17 protein-coding genes are annotated in these 17,974 nt (G+C 72.1%); 11 read left to right on the top strand and 6 right to left on the bottom strand.

Annotation, left to right across the window (positions count from 1 at the left end):
* Positions 1–163 precede the first annotated feature (163 nt).
* On the bottom strand, positions 164–1,270 hold the full coding sequence (locus AB0K21_RS00085; protein WP_343970135.1) for a hypothetical protein: 1,107 nt from the start codon (positions 1,268–1,270) through the stop codon (positions 164–166).
* Between the two features lie 372 nt (positions 1,271–1,642).
* Between AB0K21_RS00085 and AB0K21_RS00080 the strand changes: the two genes are divergently transcribed.
* Positions 1,643–1,792, top strand: a complete 150-nt coding sequence (locus AB0K21_RS00080; protein WP_343970138.1) for a hypothetical protein — start codon at positions 1,643–1,645, stop codon at positions 1,790–1,792.
* Here the strand turns inward: AB0K21_RS00080 and AB0K21_RS00075 are convergent.
* Positions 1,770–2,117 (bottom strand): pyrophosphatase, encoded by a 348-nt coding sequence (locus AB0K21_RS00075; protein WP_364146672.1) that lies wholly within the window; start codon positions 2,115–2,117, stop codon positions 1,770–1,772. The two genes, AB0K21_RS00080 and AB0K21_RS00075, sit on opposite strands and share 23 nt — an antisense overlap.
* A gap of 491 nt (positions 2,118–2,608) precedes the next feature.
* Between AB0K21_RS00075 and AB0K21_RS00070 the strand changes: the two genes are divergently transcribed.
* The gene (locus tag AB0K21_RS00070; protein WP_364146669.1) at positions 2,609–3,448 is read left to right on the top strand and encodes a DMT family transporter; all 840 of its coding nucleotides are present in this window, start codon (positions 2,609–2,611) and stop codon (positions 3,446–3,448) included.
* Here AB0K21_RS00070 and AB0K21_RS00065 read toward each other — a convergent pair.
* The gene (locus AB0K21_RS00065; protein ID WP_364146667.1) at positions 3,431–4,522 is read right to left on the bottom strand and encodes a hypothetical protein; all 1,092 of its coding nucleotides are present in this window, start codon (positions 4,520–4,522) and stop codon (positions 3,431–3,433) included. The two genes, AB0K21_RS00070 and AB0K21_RS00065, sit on opposite strands and share 18 nt — an antisense overlap.
* A gap of 29 nt (positions 4,523–4,551) precedes the next feature.
* Here AB0K21_RS00065 and AB0K21_RS00060 point away from each other — a divergent pair, with 29 nt between their 5' ends.
* The 8 genes from AB0K21_RS00060 (at position 4,552) to hpnH (ending at position 13,115) form a co-directional block, all read left to right on the top strand.
* Positions 4,552–5,337, top strand: a complete 786-nt coding sequence (locus AB0K21_RS00060; protein WP_364146665.1) for a polysaccharide deacetylase family protein — start codon at positions 4,552–4,554, stop codon at positions 5,335–5,337.
* A gap of 200 nt (positions 5,338–5,537) precedes the next feature.
* On the top strand, positions 5,538–6,365 hold the full coding sequence (gene hpnC, locus AB0K21_RS00055; RefSeq protein WP_364146662.1) for a squalene synthase HpnC: 828 nt from the start codon (positions 5,538–5,540) through the stop codon (positions 6,363–6,365).
* Positions 6,352–7,254: a squalene/phytoene synthase family protein gene (locus AB0K21_RS00050; protein ID WP_364146659.1), complete on the top strand. Its 903-nt coding sequence runs from the start codon at positions 6,352–6,354 to the stop codon at positions 7,252–7,254. Before hpnC ends, AB0K21_RS00050 begins: the two co-directional genes overlap by 14 nt.
* Positions 7,251–8,576 (top strand): hydroxysqualene dehydroxylase HpnE, encoded by a 1,326-nt coding sequence (hpnE, locus tag AB0K21_RS00045; RefSeq protein WP_343970158.1) that lies wholly within the window; start codon positions 7,251–7,253, stop codon positions 8,574–8,576. The genes AB0K21_RS00050 and hpnE overlap by 4 nt, the downstream gene beginning before the upstream one ends.
* Positions 8,573–9,586 carry a polyprenyl synthetase family protein gene (locus AB0K21_RS00040; protein WP_343970162.1) on the top strand — a complete coding sequence of 338 codons (1,014 nt, stop codon included), beginning with the start codon at positions 8,573–8,575 and terminating at the stop codon, positions 9,584–9,586. Before hpnE ends, AB0K21_RS00040 begins: the two co-directional genes overlap by 4 nt.
* Position 9,587: 1 nt before the next feature.
* Positions 9,588–11,489 (top strand): squalene--hopene cyclase, encoded by a 1,902-nt coding sequence (gene shc / locus AB0K21_RS00035; RefSeq protein ID WP_364146656.1) that lies wholly within the window; start codon positions 9,588–9,590, stop codon positions 11,487–11,489.
* Positions 11,486–12,208, top strand: coding sequence for a hypothetical protein (locus AB0K21_RS00030; protein ID WP_364146653.1), 723 nt, complete (start codon positions 11,486–11,488; stop codon positions 12,206–12,208). Before shc ends, AB0K21_RS00030 begins: the two co-directional genes overlap by 4 nt.
* Positions 12,111–13,115, top strand: coding sequence for an adenosyl-hopene transferase HpnH (gene hpnH / locus AB0K21_RS00025; RefSeq protein WP_343964770.1), 1,005 nt, complete (start codon positions 12,111–12,113; stop codon positions 13,113–13,115). The genes AB0K21_RS00030 and hpnH overlap by 98 nt, the downstream gene beginning before the upstream one ends.
* On the opposite strand, the gene AB0K21_RS00020 is transcribed toward hpnH, so the two are convergent.
* Both AB0K21_RS00020 and AB0K21_RS00015 read right to left on the bottom strand, forming a co-directional pair.
* A complete protein-coding gene (locus AB0K21_RS00020) occupies positions 13,081–13,854 on the bottom strand; it encodes an SDR family NAD(P)-dependent oxidoreductase (protein WP_343964772.1) in 774 nt (257 codons plus the stop codon). The genes hpnH and AB0K21_RS00020 overlap by 35 nt on opposite strands.
* Positions 13,855–14,067: 213 nt before the next feature.
* A complete protein-coding gene (locus AB0K21_RS00015) occupies positions 14,068–14,487 on the bottom strand; it encodes a rhodanese-like domain-containing protein (RefSeq protein WP_343964774.1) in 420 nt (139 codons plus the stop codon).
* A gap of 183 nt (positions 14,488–14,670) precedes the next feature.
* Between AB0K21_RS00015 and AB0K21_RS00010 the strand changes: the two genes are divergently transcribed.
* Positions 14,671–17,208 carry a LuxR C-terminal-related transcriptional regulator gene (locus tag AB0K21_RS00010; protein ID WP_364146649.1) on the top strand — a complete coding sequence of 846 codons (2,538 nt, stop codon included), beginning with the start codon at positions 14,671–14,673 and terminating at the stop codon, positions 17,206–17,208.
* A gap of 22 nt (positions 17,209–17,230) precedes the next feature.
* Here AB0K21_RS00010 and AB0K21_RS00005 read toward each other — a convergent pair.
* On the bottom strand, positions 17,231–17,974 hold a 744-nt coding region (locus tag AB0K21_RS00005), incomplete at its 5' end, for a Dyp-type peroxidase (RefSeq protein ID WP_364146647.1).

Raw genomic sequence — 17,974 nt, 5'->3', positions numbered from 1 at the left:
CGCGATCTCGTCGCGGGTGGGATCGGTCGTCCGCCCCCGCGGTGACGTGCATGGAGTCCGGCCTGAGGACCAGGCCGTCGGTCCAGGTCACCGGCCCGCGCTGCGGCGCGGCCTGGGGGCGGCCGCACGCGACCGGCCGGAGGTCTCGCGGTACCGCCCCCCCCTAGGCGGCCGACGCGAGCACGCGCCCCTTGCGCGGACGGCTCCGCCGGAGGGCGAAGTAGGCACCCAGCAGCACATGGACGGAGATGGTGACGAGCACCAGCTGGGTCGCCGCCGACCCGATGGACGCGGTCTGCGGGAAGATGAAGAACATCTGGCCGCCGAAGGTCAGGAACAGGTTGGCGTGGCCGAACCAGACGTGGAACCTGCGCAACGCGCCGCCTCGGCGGCCCAGGCCGTAGACCAGGATGCTGAAGTGCGCGTGCACCGTCAGCAGGACCAGCCAGATTCCCTGCGTGGTGCTGCCGAGGGTGTACTGCTCGGGGCTCACCGGCAGGCCGGAGGCCGGATCCAGCTCACCGAACATCGGCACGTACGTGATGACGCCTCCGATCACGAAGAGCGGCCAGGTGATCCAGCCCATCCGGCGTGCCCAGCGCGACACGTCGCCCATGGACATGCGGGTCGTGGAGCGTTCCTGCCGCATCGCCGAGAGAACACCCGCCATCAGCACCAGCTCGCCGACGTTGCCCAGGATGGGCAGGTAACCGGCGAGCCCGGCCACGCTCGCCATCACCATGGCGGCGATCAGCAGCCGGTTGGACCGCGTCTCGACCAGCATCTGACCGCCGGCGACCAGCAGTCCGAGACCGGTCAGGATCGCGGCCAGCGGGGGGCCGTCCGGCGCCCCGACGTTGACGTAGCGCAGGGTGTCCGCCCACCGCTCGGGTTCCAGGACGACCCCGAAGACGTCAAAGGACGCGTCGTAGACGATCAGCAACAGCACCGTCGCGCAGACCGTGACGACGGTGCCCCTCCGCATCGCCCAGCCCGTGGAGAAGCGGCGGAGCAACGCCAGTCCCCACAGCAGCAGCATCGGGGTGAGCAGGGCGTGCCCGAAGAACCTCGGCAGGTTCAGCCCGCTCAGCAGCGCGCCCTCGCCGACCCAGCCGCCTATGCCGATCACCAGGTTCTCGTAGGCGAGCACCACCGTCAGGCCCGCCGGGATCAGGTCGGCCGGCCGGCGTCGCGCGGACAGTTGTCGTAGGAACCCGGTCAGCAGGAGAAGCTGGGCCAACGCTACGACGAGGAAGAGCACTGAGAACATTGAGTCTCCACGGGGGGGTGGGCACGTCGACAGGTACAGCATGACGACTTGTCTCTTCCATTGAAACTCTGTTTCTTTAGAAGAAACGGACTTATGCTGACAGGTAGCTCACGCCGCAGGGGCGGCCCATCTCCGTCACGGGTGGCGGGACACTCGGGACGTGCGGGTCACGTCTCCGGCGGACACCCGAAGGACCTCCGCGTGCCGACGGCCGGCCACATGACCGGCGGCCGGTGTGCCACCCGCACCGATTTCGACCGACAGCACAGGCGGCAGGCCGGCCGCCGAACCGGGCCCGAAGCTGAGACCCTTCTCATACCGGACCGGTTTTTCGCCCGGTGACAACAGCCCCCCGGCCGACCAGGAGCCGCCGTGCCGACCTACGCGGGAAGCACCCCTTTTCTCCCCGAAACATGGGAGCTCATAGTGATCGGTGTCGTCGCCTTCGGCGTTCTCTTCGCCGCCGTGGCCGTCGCCACTCTGATCATCGTCTTGCTGATCAAACTGCTCCGCGACTCCTGACGCCCTCGTCGGGAAGCCGGTCGGGGTGCCAGGGCATCCACTTCCGCTCGACCTCCGCCTCCAGGTCGACCCCGTGATGCCGTGCCATGACCAGGAGCTGTGCCAGAACGTCCGCGAGCTCGGACCGGAAGCCCAGCTCCAGTTCGTCGGCGGAGTGCCCCTTGTCCCTGGCCTGGCCGGAACGCATCAGGAACGCCTGCGTCAGCTCGCCCACCTCCTCCTGGAGCTTCAGCAGGAACCAGGTGTCGTCCCGGGTGATCCCGTTCCTGTGGGCATAGGTGCTCGACACCGCTTCGACCTCGTCCGTGAGCCGCCTCAGATCCATGCCGCGAGTGTAGGGAGCGGGTCCGACAACCGCTTTCCGGCGGACCCGGGCCATCGGCTTTCCAGGAAGGCGACCCCCACCATCCCGCAAATCCACAAATATCATCTAAATACCGTAGAAACCTCAACACCATTATCCCGCCAGAGCCCCGGAGAATTCTTCGTGGCGGACCGCCGCCCGCGTGGCGCACGGTATTTCCCGCCCGGTCCTCCGCCGCTGAATTAAGGTGACATCGCCCGCATCACGTGATCAGCCCGTGACAGGGGGCGTTCTTCCCCTCAGGCCCTGAAAACCGAGGTCGAGGAGGGATTCATGTCCCGCGGACACGCCGTCGTCACGGGATGCGTCCTGCCGGTCGACACGCCATAGCCCGCCCACGTCCCTGTCGCCGGAACGGCGCCGAGGCACCATGACATCGCGGAAAAGGTGACGCGCTCGATGATCCCCATTGCCGGACGGCACACCATCGGGAGCCGGAAAGCCGTGCGCCGATGATCGCGGCGATCCTGGCCGTGCTCACCGCCGCCTGCAACGCCCTCTCGTCGGTACTGCAGCGGCAGGCGGCGCGAACCGCACCGCAGAGCCGGGTGTTCAAACTGGCGCTGATCGGCTACCTGATCCGGCAACCCTCATGGCTGGGCGGCATGGCCGCGCTCATCGGGGGCTTCCTGCTGCAGGCGGCAGCGCTGAACTTCGGCGCCCTCGCCCTCGTGCAGCCCATTCTCGTCACCGAGCTGCCCTTCACGATGATCCTCCTCTCGCTCATCCTGCACGTCCACCTGGACCGGGGGTCATGGCTGGCCATCGGCATCCTGACCGTCGGGCTGGCGCTCTTCCTCGTCTCCGCCGATCCGGGGCAGAGCGGAACCCGAGCCCCGACCGCGGACATCTGGCTGATCGCCGTGATCGTCACGGTCGTCGTCGCCGCCGCCCTGGTCGCGATGGCGAAGGCCCGCATCGGCCCGCACCGGGGCGCCCTGCTCGGGATCGCGTCCGCCGTGGGATTCGCCTTCACCGCCGCGTTGATCAAGGAGAACACCGAGCTCTTCACCGCGGAGAACGTCGCCGTACTGACCAGCTGGTCGCTGTACGCCATGATCGTGGCCGGTCTGTTCAGCGTGTTCGTGCTGCAGAGCGCGCTGAGCAGCGCGTCCCTGGTGGTCGTGCAGCCGACGCTCAACATCGCCGACCCCGTCGTCAGCATCATGTACGGCGTCGCGCTGTTCGGTGAGAACATCCGGCTCGGCTGGTGGATCGGCCCGGAACTGATCGGAGTGGGATTGATCTTCTACGGCAGTGTCCTGCTGAGCCGGTCACCGCTCGTCCGCTAGGTGCCGCACGGAGACGAGGAAGGACTCCGCGGGCGCGGCGTCGAACAGGGCGGCCCCCCTGGCGATCCGCCGCGTCCGTTCCGCCCCGCACCCGAGACGGTCCAGCGCGGCGAGCAGTTCCCCGGCGTCACCCGCGTACACGCTCAGCCCGGCCCGCGCCATGGCCAGCGCGCCGTCCCTGCCGTGGCCGGGAATCGGCCGGTAGGAGATGACCGGCACCCCGGCGGCCATCGCCTCCCGGCAGGTCAGGCCCGCCGCGTTGTCCACCAGCGCGTACGCGGCGGCCATCAGGTCCGGCATGTCGTCGCACCAGCCGAGGGCGACACCGGTGTGCCGCAGCAGGTGGCGCAGCTCGCGGTTGTGCCCGCAGAGGACGACGGGCAGGTACCGCCCCGAGCGCGCCAGAACGCGGGCCGTCTCCTCGACTCCGCCCACCCCCCACGCGCCGGCCGAGACGAGGACCAGCCGCTCCCCGGCGCGGGCACCGATCCGGGAACGCACCGGCGTCACGTCGCCCCCTGACCGCCGGAACTCCGGGCGTACCAGGGGAGCGTGACAGAACGCCGGGCGGCCGGTCGCGGCGTGAACGGCGCGAGCGGTCGCCTGATCCGAGCACAGGTACCGGTCGTTGCCCGGGTGCAACCAGAGCCGATGCGCCGCGAAGTCGGTCAGCAGGACGGTGCTGGGGACCGGCAGGCGGCCGCGTAGCCTCAGGTGACCGACCGCCTGCGCGGCCAGGTGGAAGGTCGAGACGACCTCGGCCGGCATCCGGCGGCGGATGAGCCCGCGCAGCCGTGCCGCGGCCATCACCGTCAGCGGCGAGGTCGGCGGCGCCCGGTCCGACACGAAGAAGACCCGGTAGATCAGCGCGTACAGCCAGGGCGCGGAGCGCATCATCCAGCCGTACCAACCGCGCAGCGCCACTCCCAGCCGGAACGGCAGCAGCCTCAGGACATCGACGATCTCCGCTTCGACGCCCTCGGCGGCGAGCCGCCTGGCCAGCTCCACCGCGACCGCGTCGTGCCCGGCTCCCATACCGGCACTGACGATCAGCACAGTGCGTCGCGTTGGCATCACGGCTCCCGTGACACAGACTTGACACGGTGAACCGTGCCGCGTTGACCCTCACCGGTCTGGCCATTCTGCACGCGGGGCCCGCGGCGACCTGGCTGCCCTCCGTGCGCCGGCTGCTGCCCGGCCTCGCCGGGGTGGGCCTCGCCGACCATGTCGCGCTGACCTTCGACGACGGGCCCGACCCGCGATCCACCCCGCGTTTCCTCGCGGAGCTGGAACGGCTCGGGTGCCTGGCCACCTTCTTCGTCCTCGGCGAGATGCTCGAACGTCACCCCGCGCTGGGCCGCCGCATCGTCGCGGAGGGCCACGAGATCGCGGTGCACGGCTGGTCGCACGAGAACGCCCTGGCGACCCGTCCCGGCCGGATGGCGGCCGAGACGCACCGGGCGGCCGATCTGGTCGCCGCCGTCACCGGCGTCGACCCCACCTGGTACCGGCCGCCCTACGGCGTCCTCAGCGCCGAGACACTGCTCGCCGCCCGTCTGCGGGGACTGCGTCCCGTCCTGTGGACCGCGTGGGGCAGGGACTGGACACGCTCGGCGAGCCCGGCCTCGGTGCTGGCCACCCTGGCATCCGGTCTGCGGGGCAGGGCGACACTCCTGCTGCACGACTCCGACCACACCTCGGCCCCCGGCTCCTGGCGGTCGGGACTCGGCGCCCTGCCCGAACTGGTGAACCGCTGCCGCTCCGCGGGTCTGCGGATCGGACCGCTCCGGGACCACGGCGTCTCCGGCGACCGCGCGGCCCTTCATGACGTTCGTGAGATCACAGCTCCTCGAAAAAGCACGCCGCAAAAGCCGCACCACTTTTTGTGAAGGCTTTTACCCGGACCCGATCCAACCCACCCCCCGGCAAAAGAATCATCATTTTTCCAAAGACAGAGATATAACGCGATACTAAATATTTTCCCAGCTCTCACCGATAAAAACCAGCAGATCGTTCATCCGCGTTTATAACAGCCCGCCGGGGACAACCTCAATTTATGAATTGGAGGGGAGCCGATACGCGGAACGTCATGCTCAAAGCGCGCCGGGAGAACTTCCCGGTCGCCTCATGTGTACTGCCGCGTACCCACCGCCGCCACCTCCTCGCGGTGTACGGCTTCGCACGGACCGTCGACGACATCGGGGACGAGCCGCAGGCCGGGGATCCGCTCCGGCTGCTCGACACCGTCGACGACGACCTCGCCCGCCTGTACGCCGGCCGGCCTCCCCGCCTGCCGGTCATCCGCGCGCTCGCGGGCACCGTCGAGACCTGCTCCGTCCCGGCCGAGCCCTTTCACCGGTTGATCGAGGCCAACCGGCGCGACCAGACGGTCAGCCGGTACGACACCTTCGACGACCTGCTCTCCTACTGCGAGCTGTCCGCCAACCCCGTCGGGCACATCGTGCTGCACGTGTTCGACATGGTCACCCCCTCCCGCCTGGCCCTGTCCGACCGCGTGTGCACGGCGCTGCAGATCATCGAGCACTGCCAGGACGTCGGGGAGGACTACGCCCGGGGCCGCGTCTACCTGCCGGGCGAGGATCTGCGCCGGTTCGGCTGCGACGAGGACGATCTCGCCGCGGCCACCGCCTCGGCGCGGCTGCGCGATGTCGTCGCGCTCCAGGCGCGGCGGGCCGACCGGCTGCTCGACGAGGGAGGCCGGCTCGCCCGATCGGCGACGGGGTTCGCCCGCCTCGCCATCGCGGGCTACATCGCGGGCGGCCGGGCCACCACCGCGGCACTGTCCCGGGCCGACCACGACGTTCTCGGACGCGCGGTACGCCCGCGCGGCGCGCGCTTCCTGACGGCCTGGCTGCGGATCCTCACGAGCAGGGGGTACGACCGTGGACACCGTTGACGCCTACCGGCACTGCGAACAGATCGTCCGCGGGAAGGCCCGGAACTTCTCCTACGGTCTCCGGCTGCTGCCGACTCCCAAGCGCCGCGCGCTCAGCGCGGTCTACGCGTTCGCCCGCCGGATCGACGACATCGCCGACGGAAACGGCCCCGACGGGCAGCGCCTGACCGACCTGGCCGCCGCGCGCGCCGCACTCGGCACGGCACGGCCCGACCCCGAGGACCCGGTGCTGGTCGCGCTGCACGACACCGTCCTCCGCTACCCGCTGCCGCTGTCGGCGTTCGAGGAGCTGATCGACGGGTGCGCCGCGGACGTACTCGGGGAGACCTACGAACACTTCGACGAACTGCTCTCCTACTGCCGATGCGTCGCCGGGTCGATCGGGCGGCTCTCCCTCGGCGTCTTCGGCACCGCGGGCACCGCGGGCACCGAAGACGGCGGGGGCGGCGGGGGCGGCGGGGACGCGGCGGGGGTGGCGCACCTGGCGGACGCGCTGGGAGTGGCCCTGCAGATCACGAACATCCTGCGGGACGTGCGCGAGGACCGGCTGGCCGGGCGGACCTACCTCCCCGCCGAGGACCTCAGGCGATTCGGCTGCACCCTGAACATCGACTCCTCCGGCAGGTTCACCGACCCTCCCGACCGGCTCGCCGCGCTGATGCGGTTCGAGGCCGACCGGGCGCGCGACTGGTTCGACGACGGCATGCGCCTGCTGACCGCACTCGACGTGCGCAGCGCGGCGTGCACCGCGGCGATGGCCGGCATCTACCGGTGCCTGCTCGGCCGCATCGCCGCGGATCCCGCCGCGGCACTGGCCTCGCGGCTGTCACTGCCTCCGTGGCAGAAGGCGATGGTGGCGGCGCGCGCCCTGGCGGGGGCCGCCCGATGAGCGGCGCTCCGGTCGCGATCGTCGGCGGCGGGCTGGCGGGCATCGCCGCCGCCGTCGCGCTCGGGGAGGCCGGTCACCGCGTGACCCTGTACGAGGCCCGGCCGAGGCTGGGCGGCGCCACCCACTCCTTCGTCAGGAACGGGCTGAGCGTCGACAACGGCCAGCACGTGTTCCTCCGCTGCTGCACGGCCTATCGCGGCCTGCTCGACCGGCTCGGCGTCGCCGGACGCGTACGCCTGCAGGACCGGTTCGACGTACGGGTGCTCACCCCCGCGGGGCGGTGCGGGCGCCTCCGACGCGGGGTGCTGCCCGGCCCGTTCCACCTGCTGCCGGCGCTGGCCGGATACCGGCTGCTCAAGCCCGCCGACCGGCTGCGCGCGATGCGGGTCTCACTCGCCCTTCGCCGGCTCGACCCGGCCGACCCCGCGCTGGACCTGACCGATCTCGGGAGCTGGCTGACCGCCCACGGGCAGCGCGAGCGCGCGCGGCACGCCCTCTGGGAGCTGTTCGCGATGGCGGCCCTGAACGTCGGGGTCGAGGGCGCGGCCCTGGGGCCCGCGGCGATGGTCTTCAAGACCGCGCTGCTCGGCCGGGCGGGAGCCGCCGACATCGGCGTTCCCACCGTGCCCCTCGGCGAGCTGCACGGCGACGCGGCACGGACCGCCATCGAACGGCGCGGCGGTGCCGTACACCTGTCGGCGAAGGTCACCGCCATCGAGCGGGACTCCGTGGTCGTGGACGGCGGCCGGGTCGAGGCGTCCGCCGTCATCGTCGCCACGGCGCACGAGCAGGCCGCGGCCCTGGTCCCCGAACAGGCCGCTCCCGGCAGGGAGCGCTGGCGCGGCCTGGACGCGAGCCCGATCGTCAACGTGCACGTCGTCTACGACCGGCGGGTCACCCGGGTGCCGTTCGCGGCGGTCGTGGACTCGCCCGTGCAGTGGGTGTTCGACAAGACCGGCGCCGCGGGGCTGCGCGAAGGCCAGTACCTCGCGGTCTCGGTCTCCGCGGCGGACCAGTGGATCGACACACCCACCGCGCGGGTGCGCGCCACGTTCGTACCCGCGCTTGAGCAGATCTTCCCAGGAGCGCGGCAGGCACGGATCATCGATTTCTTCGTCACGAGGGAACGTCGCGCCACCTTCCGCCAGTGCCCAGGCAGTGGCGCGCTCCGCCCCGAGGCCGCCACCCGGTGGCCCGGACTGTTTCTCGCCGGCGCGTGGACCGACACGGGCTGGCCCGACACGATGGAGGCTGCCGTGCGTAGCGGACTCAACGCGACCTGCCTGGTCAGGCGTCATCTGAAGAGGGAACGTCCCCGGTGACGGCGGTCATCCCGCCCTCGGTCGCGGCCGCCCGCGGGCTCGTGGAGCCCGTACTCCGGGACGCCGTGGCCAGGCTCGACCCACTGACCTCGCGCGTCGCCGCCTACCACCTCGGCTGGGCCGATCCGGCGGGTCTGCCCGCCGCCTCCGGCGGCAAGGCGCTACGCCCGGCGCTGGCCATCCTGTCGGCGAGAGCCGCGGGGGGAGGCCAGGAGCAGGGCCTGCCGGTCGCCGCCGCGGTGGAACTCGTGCACGCGTTCTCGCTGCTGCACGACGACATCATGGACGGCGACCGGATGCGGCGGCACCGGCCGGCGGCGTGGACCGTCTTCGGCTGTTCCGCGGCCATCCTCGCCGGCGACGCCCTGCTCTCGCTCGCGGGGGAGCTGCTGCTTGAGGAGGGCGGCCTCCCCGGCCTGCGGGCCGCCCGGCACCTGGCCGTCGCCACCCGGGAGCTGATCGCCGGCCAGGCGCTCGACCTGGAGTTCGAACAGCTCGCGGAGGTGAGCCTGGCGGAGTGCCGGCGGATGTCCACGCAGAAGACCGGCTCCCTGCTGGCCTGTGCCTGCTCGATCGGTGCGACCGTGGTGAACGGCCCCGCTCCGCTGGTCGCCGCCCTGACGGCCTTCGGAACCGAGGCCGGCCTGGCCTTCCAGCTCGTCGACGACCTGCTGGGCATCTGGGGCAGCCCCGAGACGACCGGCAAACCGGTCCTTTCCGACCTGCGCGCCCGCAAGAAGTCGCTGCCGATCGTCGCCGCGCTCACCAGCGACACACCGGCCGGTGAGCGGCTCGCCCGCCTGCTGGCCGATCCCCTGCCGCTGTCCGAATCCGACCTGCGCGACGCCGCCCGGCTCGTCGAGGAGGCCGGCGGCCGGGCATGGGCCGAGACCGAGGCCAAGCACCGGCTCGACGCCGCCGAACACCATCTCGCCGGCGCGGACATGCCCCCGGACGTCCGCGCCGAATTCCTGGACATCGTCCGCTTCCTCACATCCAGGGGCCACTGACATGACCGCCGTCGCCGCTTCCACTTCCGCCGAACTCACCCTCGACGCGGCATGCGACCACCTGCTCGGCCTCCAGTCGCCCGAGGGGTGGTGGAAGGGCGAACTGCAGACGAACGTGACCATGGACGCCGAGGACCTGCTGCTCAGGGAGTTCCTCGGTATCCGCACCGAGCAGGACACCGCCCAGGCGGCCCGTTGGATCCGCTCCGAGCAGCGCGACGACGGGACCTGGGCCAACTTCCACGGCGGTCCCGGCGACCTGTCCACCACGATCGAGGCGTACGCCGCACTACGGCTCGCCGGTGACCGGACCGACGCCCCTCACCTGCGAGCCGCGGCCCGGTTCGTACGGGAATCCGGTGGGATCGAGGCCAGCCGGGTGTTCACCCGGATCTGGCTGGCGCTGTTCGGGCAGTGGCGATGGGAGGACCTCCCGGTGCTGCCCCCCGAGATGATGTTCCTGCCGCGCTGGTTCCCGCTCAACGTCTACGACTGGGCCTGCTGGGCCAGGCAGACGATCGTCCCGCTCACCATCGTGAGCGCGCACCGCCCGGTCCGGCCGCTCCCGTTCGACCTGGCCGAACTGCGTACCGGACGCCCCGTGCCGCCGCACCCCCACGGGCCGTTCACCGCGCTCGACCGCGTCCTGCACCGCTACCAGCGACGTCCCGTCCCCGGCCTGCGGCGGGCCGCGCTGAGGCGGGCCGCCGGGTGGATCGTGGCCAGGCAGGAGGCGGACGGGTCCTGGGGCGGCATCCAGCCGCCGTGGGTGTACTCGCTGATCGCGCTGAGCCTGCACGGCTACCCTCTCGACCATCCGGTGATGCGGAAGGGCATCGAGGGATTCGACAGGTTCACCATCCGGGACGAGAAGGGGCGCAGGCTGGAGGCCTGCCAGTCCCCCGTGTGGGACACGGTGCTCGCGATCAACGGCCTTCTCGACGCGGGCCTGCCCGCCGACCATCCCGCCCTCCTCGCCTCCTCCGGCTGGGTGCTCACCGAGGAGATCCGGAGCCGGGGCGACTGGTCCGTACGGCGCCCTTCGCTGGCACCCGGCGGCTGGGCCTTCGAGTTCGACAACGACGGCTACCCGGACATCGACGACACGGCGGAGGCGATTCTCGCCCTGCGCCGGGTGCGTCACCCGGACGCCAGGCCGGCCATCGACCGCGGGGTGCGCTGGATCACGGGCATGGCGTCCCGCGACGGCGGCTTCGGGGCCTTCGACGCCGACAACACCCGCGAGATGTGCAAGAAGCTGCCGTTCTGCGATTTCGGCGCGGTCATCGACCCGCCGTCCGCCGACGTCACCGCCCACGTCGTCGAGGCGCTGGCGCAGGAGCGGCCGGACTCCCCCGTCCTGCGACGCGCCGTCGTCTGGCTGCTGAAGGCACAGGAGGCGGACGGGTCGTGGTTCGGCCGCTGGGGGGCCAACCACGTCTACGGCACCGGCGCCGTGCTCCCCGCGCTCATCGCGGCCGGCGTACGGCCCGGCAAGCCGTGCATAAGGCGTGCCGTCGCCTGGCTGGAGAGGCACCAGAACGACGACGGCGGCTGGGGGGAGGACCTGCGCTCCTACACCGATCCCCGCTGGATCGGGTGCGGCCACTCCACTCCCTCGCAGACGGCATGGGCCCTGATGGCGCTGCTCGCCGCCGGGGAGCGGTCACCGGCGGTGGAGCGCGGCGTGGAGTGGCTGGTCGGCCACCAGCGCCCGGACGGCGGCTGGGACGAGCCGTACTTCACCGGGACCGGCTTTCCCGGCGCCTTCTACATCAACTACCACCTCTACCGGCTCGTCTTCCCGATCAGCGCGCTGGGCCGTTACGTGCGCTCCCAAGAGGTGCCCGCGCATCCCAGGCCCGCGCTGAGGGACGAGGCGGTCACCGTGGACGCCGGGTGACCGGCCTGCTGATCTGCACCGCCCTGGCCGTCGAGGCGCGGGCCGTACGGAGCGGCCTGCCGGCCGAGGAGGTGCGGGTGATCCGGACCGGGATGGGCCCGCGCCGCGCCGCGAGCGCGGCGGCGCGGCTCCCGCCGGCGGGCGCGCTGGCGGTGACCGGTTTCTGCGGGGCGCTCGACGAGGGCCTGCGCCCGGGAGACGTGCTGGTGGCGAGCGAGATCCGCTTCGCGGGCCGGGCGGTGCCCTGTCCCTCGGCGTGGCCGCTGGCCGAGGAGCTGGCCCGGGCCGGCCTGTCCGCGCGGACCGGACCGCTGGTCACCTCCGATCACATCGTGACAGGGGCCGAACGCTGCAGGCTCGCCGCCGAGGGGGCCGCGGCCGTCGACATGGAGACCGGGCCGCTGGCGGGCGCGGTGCCCGGCCTGCCGTTCGCCGCGCTGCGCGTCGTCGCCGACATCGCCGGTGCCGCGCTGTTGCGCCCGGCCACGATACGCGGCGGCGCCGTGGCGTACCGCGTGCTGCGCCGGCTCGGCCCGGTCCTGGCCCGCTGGGCCGCCGCGATCTCCCCCTCTCTCCCCGAGGAGTCCGTCCCGTTCCATTACCCGAGGAGATGCAACCCAGATGCCGACACCGATCCGCCAGAGTCTTCGCATCGGCGGCTACATCCTTCGCCAGAAGCTGCGCGGGCGGGCGAAGTTCCCCCTTCTGGTGGAACTTGAGCCTCTGTTCGCCTGCAACCTGCACTGTGCGGGCTGCGGAAAGATCCAGCACCCCGCCGACGTGCTGAAACAGCGCATGCCGGTCGAGCAGGCCCTGGCCGCCATCGAGGAGTGCGGCGCGCCCATGGTCTCGATCGCGGGCGGGGAACCGCTCATGCACCCGCAGATAGGGGAGCTGGTCCGGGAACTGGTCGCCAGGAGGAAGTACGTGTTCCTGTGCACCAACGCGCTGCTGATCCCCAAGAAGATCGACCAGTTCGAGCCCTCGCGATACTTCGCGTGGACGATCCACCTGGACGGCATGCGCGAGCGCCACGACGAGTCGGTGTGCAAGGAGGGCGTGTTCGACGAGGCCGTCGCCGCGGTCCGGGAATGCCGGCGCCGTGGTTTCCGGGTCACCACGAACACGACGTTCTTCAACACCGACAGCCCTCAGACGGTCGTCGACGTGCTCAACTACCTCAACGACGATCTTCGCGTCGACGAGATGATGATCTCTCCCGGGTACGCGTACGAGAAGGCGCCCGACCAGGAGCACTTCCTCGGCGTGCGGGAGACCCGGGAGCTGTTCCGCAAGGCGTTCGCCGGCGGGAACCGGCGGCGGTGGAGGTTCAACCACACCCCGCTCTTCCTCGACTTCCTCGAAGGGAGGATCGACTTCCCGTGCACGGCGTGGGCCATCCCCTCGTACTCGCTCTTCGGCTGGCAGCGCCCCTGCTACCTCATGTCCGACGGCTACGCGGCCACCTATCGGGAGCTGGTCACCGAGACCGACTGGGACGCCTACGGCCGGGGGCGCGACGACCGGTGCGCCAACTGCATGGCCCACTGCGGATACGAGCCGACCGCCGTCTTCGCCACGCTCACCTCGGTCAGGGAGTCGATCCGGGCTCTGCGCGGCGGCTGAGCTCCGGCTGCCCGCCGAACATCCCGGCGAGGGCGCGGAAGGGGCCGGGCGCCGCGCCCTTCAGCATGGCCGGCAGCCGCAGCCAGCCCGGCACGTACGACTCGGGCCTGCCGTCCTCGACGGCGGACACGATCGCCTGGGCGACCCGTTCCGCGGGGATCGGCACGGGCCATCGCCGCGTGTAGGGGGCGCCGCGCCGCTCGAAGAACGGGGTCTCCACCACGCCGGGCAGCACGACGGACACGCCGATCCCGCGCGACTCGTACCGCAGGCTCTCGGCGAAGCCGAGGAGGCCCGCCTTGGTGGCGGCGTACACCGCCTCGTCCCGCACCCCGATCGCCCCGGCGATCGAGGCCACGAAGACGAGGTGTCCCCGGCCGCGCTCGATCATCGCGGGCAGCAGGAGGCGGGTCAGCAGGATGGGAGCGGTCAGGTTCCCCGCGACCAGGCGCTCGACGGTACCGTCCGGCATCGCCGGGAACGGCCCTGCCCACCCGCACCCGGCGTTGCCGACCAGCACGTCGACCGGTCCCGCGCGCTCGGCGAGGTCCGCGAGGTCCGTCGTGAGGTCGCCGACGAGCGCCCGGCCGCCGGTCTCCGAGGCGACGGCCGCGAGCCTGTCCCGGTCGCGCCCCGACAGGACGAGGCGGGCCCCCGTGGCGGCCATCGCCCGCGCGGTCGCGGCCCCTATGCCGGACGACGCACCGGTGATCAGCACACGAGCGTCCGCGAGTCTCATCTCGATCCCTCCGGTGAGGATGTCGGGGGCCCTGCGGGCTCCGCGTCGTTTCCGGCGGGGTCTCCCATGATGCCCCTCCCTCCCGGAGATGTCGCGGAGACCCGGCCGACGTCCCGCTTCACGGGGAGGGCATCGTCCGGTCATGTTCGAGGGCCGGTGTGAGTGTGCGACGACACGCGAAGGGACGTCGGCCCCGCGTTCACCTGGGACCGGTCACGGGTCCTCCCGGTCGCCGGGCGGCGAGGGCGGTGTCTGGAAGGTCACCGGGCGGCCCTGGTCCTTCCACGCCGCCAGGCCACCGTCGAGATGCGACACGTCGGTGTACCCGAGTTCCTGCAGGGTCTGCGCGGCGAGCGCGGACCGGCCGCCTGAGGCGCAGTAGAGGATGGTCCGCACCAGGGGGTCGAACTCGGCCCGGTGGTACGGGCCGGCCGGGTCCGCCCAGAACTCCAGCATCCCGCGAGGTGCCTGAACCGCGTCCGGGATGGCGCCCTCGCGCTGGACCTCGTCGGGCTCCCGGAGATCGACCAGCGTCACCGCACCGGTTTCGAGTGCCTCGGCGACCTCCGCCACCGACATGTTGCGGATCCGGTCTCTGGCGTTCGCCACCAGGTGCCGGCTGGAAGTGCTCATCGTCGTCTCCGCCTTTCTTCGAGCGTTCCCTCATTCGACAGCGGGCCCGCGCGCCGCGCATCCGTGCCCGGTACGGAAAAAGCGTCCGTGCTCCGTACCGAGGGCGGCGCGGAGACGGCGCGGAGACGGCTCGTGGCGGATTCGCCGGGGACCGTCCGGGCGGCCGGCGAGGATACTCGCCTCATGAGATCCGACACCTTCCCCGATCCACTGCGGGCGGCCGGAGTGACCCGGCGGGAACTCGAGGTCTTCTGGCTGGTGGGGGATCGCCTGCCCAATCGGGAGATCGCCGCCGGCCTGCGGGTGTCGGAACGGACGGTGGAGAGCCACGTGTCGTCCCTGCTGCGCAAGCTCGGCGGGTCGAACCGCCTGGCCCTGATCGACGCGGCGGCACGGCTACGGGCCCGCCGGGACCCCGGTGGCAGGCTGCCCAGACCGCTGTCGTCGTTCGTGGGACGGATCCAGGAGACCGAGGACCTCCTGCGGCTGGCCGGCACCCACCGGCTGCTGACGTTGACCGGTCCCGCCGGCACCGGCAAGACCCGGCTGGCGCTGCACCTGGCCCACTCGGCGACCACCCTGCCGCCCGCCGTCCTGGTCGACCTCGCGTCCGTACCCCCCGCCGATCCTGGGGAGCGGGCCTTCGCCGACATCCTCGGCGACCCCGTGGAGCGGGCGTTCGCGGACGCCCTCGGCGTCACCGGGGACGGGCGGCGGCTGCGCGCCCTGATACGCGGTGCGCTCGCCGAGGGCGGGCACTGGCTCGTGGTGGACAACTGCGAACACGTGTCCGCCACCGCGGCGGCACTCCTCGCCGACCTGTTGACCACCACGGACCGGCTGCGCGTGCTGGCCACCAGCCACGGACCGCTGGGGGTGGCGGGAGAGGTCGTCTACGAGATTCCGCCCCTGCCGCTTCCCGGGGAACTCGACGATCCGGCGGCCGTGCTGGGTGCGGCCTCCGGACTGCTGTTCGCCGACCGCGCGGCCGCGGTCTCTCCCGGTTTCGAGGTCACCTCCGGCAATGCCAGGCACGTCGCGATGATCTGCCGCCGGCTGGACGGGCTGCCGCTGGCCATCGAGCTCGCGGCGGCGCGAATCCGGGTCTTCTCACCGGCCGAGCTGCTGGAGCGCCTGGACAACCGGTTCGCGCTGCTGACCGGTGGGCCGCACGGCGTCCCGAGCCGGCACCGCACCCTGGAGGAGGCCCTGAGGTGGAGTTACGAGCTGCTGGGCGACGACGAACGGCTGCTGTTCGAACGATGTTCGGTGTTTCCCGGCGAGTTCGACTACGACACCGCGACGCGGATTCTCGCCTATCCGCCGCTGGACTCCGCCGACCTCGTCCGGCTCTTCCCGCGCCTGCTCGACCGGTCCCTGCTCTCCCGCCGCCGCCGGGACCAGACCACCGAATACCGCCTGCTCGACAGCGTCCGCCAGTTCGCGCACCGGCGACTGCTGGCGCGTGGCGCCACCGGCACGGCACGTGAGCAGCACGCCCTGCACCATCTACGCCACGGCGTGGCCGCCCTGCCCGACCTGCGAGGGCGGGATCAGGCCGCCGCGCTGCGCTGGTTCGACCGCCGCTGGGCGGACGTGCGGGCCGGGATGCGCTGGGCCCTCGAACAGCGGGAGACGGCACCCGCCTGGGAGTTCCTCGCCGGAGTCGGTACGGGGTGGGAGGTCCTCGGCGCGCGCGGCGAACTGTTCGGCTGGCTGGACAGGCTGCTCGAACGGCCCCCGCCGGGGGGCGTCCTGGACATCCGGGCCGCGGTCACCTGCTCCTTCCTGCTGGCCTACCAGGACACCGGGCGGGCGCGGGCCTTCGCCGAGCAGGCGCGCGAGCGCGCCGAGCACGGCACCGAGGAGGACCGGGCTCTCGCCCTTCTCGCCCTCGGCTGGGCGATGATGTACGGCGAGCACCGCGCGTCCGCGATCGAGCACCTGGAGCAGGCGGCGTCGCGTTTCGAGCGGCTGGGCGACGACTGGCACCGCGCCCTGGCGCTGTCCGGCCTGGGCACGGCCACCCCGGACACCTCGACCTCCCTGACCCGGCTGACCCACGCCGCCGAGCTGTTCGGCCGGCTCCACGACCATGTCAAACGCGCCAACTGCCTCAACCAGATGGCCATCCGCGCGGTCGAGGGCCGGATCCGGCTCGATGACGTGGCGGGCTGGCTGGACGAGGCGAGGCGGCTGGCCGACGCCGTCGGCAACGACCACGAGCGGCTGCACGCCGAGGTCTTTCTGGCCTGCTTCGACCAGCACCGGGGGGACCACGCGATGGCCGCGACCCGGTTCGGCGGCGTACTCGCCGAGGTCCGCCGTATCGGCGATCTTCGCTGCACGGCCCGCTGCCTGTTCGGGCTCGGCCGGGCCGCGGCCCTCCGCGGTGACCACGAGCGGGCACGGCACCTCCTCGCCGAGGGCGCCGGGCTCGCCGTCGGCCTTGGTGACCCGCGCCGCTTGCTGAGCGACCTGCTCCTGCTCGCCGGATCCGAGCACGCGACCGGTCACCTCGTCCGCGCCGCGGTCCTGCTCGGCGCCGCCGAACGCCTCGATCCCGCGCGGGGCGAGGACCTCGTCCCCGCCCTGCGAGCGGCACTGCTCGACCGGCTCGGGCCCGCGGCCTTCGCCTCCGCCCTGGCCACCGGGCACCGGACGCCCCTCACCGGCCTGCTCTCCGAACGATCGTCCTTTCCGCGGGAAGGTCATCCGTAAGGCCGGCAGGGGCGGGGTCCCCTCAGGTGAGGAGGGTGTCTCCGATCCAGCCGCCTGGGGAGCAGCCCGGCGGGATGGCGAAGACCGCCGAGCCGATCGGGGTCGTCCACTCGTTGAGCAGATCGGCCTCGTCCAGCCTGCGCTGGACGGGGATGAACTGCCGGGCGATGTCGGCCTGGTAGGAGGCGAACAGCAGCCCGGAGTCGGCGCGCCCGTCCGGGGTGAGCCCCTCGTCGTAGTTGTAGACCCGGCGCAGGATCCGCATTCCCGGATCGGCGACGTGGGCCCGGCGGATGTGAGCCTGCTCGGAGATGACCGGGAAGCCGATCGCGTTGAGCTTGGTGAAGTCGGCCTCGTCGTGCTCGTCGCGCCCGGTGAGCGGGGCGCCGTTGTCCAGGCGGCGGCCCACGGTGAACTCCTTGGCGACCCGGTCGACGGCGTCCCAGGTCTCCATCTCCGCCCGGATGCGCCGCAGCACCAGCGTGGTGCCGCCGCGCAGCCAGGACGGTCCCTCGCGCACCCACACGGCCCGGTCGAACTCGGGGGTGCCGGGTGAGAGGTTGACGGTCCCGTCGAGCTGGCCCATGACGTTGCGCTGGGTCTGCTCCGCGGCGTGGGTGCCGGCGGCACGCCGGAAGCCCCGCTGAATCCAGCGCACCCTGGCGAAGGAACGGGCGTCCTTGACGACCATGCGCAGGGCGTGGGCGAGGGTGAGGGCGTCGTCGGCGCAGATCTGCAGCAGCAGGTCCCCGCCGCTCCACTCCTT

Source organism: Streptosporangium sp. NPDC049248 (assembly GCF_040678965.1).
GTDB classification, from domain to species: domain Bacteria; phylum Actinomycetota; class Actinomycetes; order Streptosporangiales; family Streptosporangiaceae; genus Streptosporangium; species Streptosporangium fukuiense.
The sequence above is the reverse complement of the archived record's forward strand: the minus strand, read 5'-3'. Positions and strand labels throughout refer to the sequence as shown.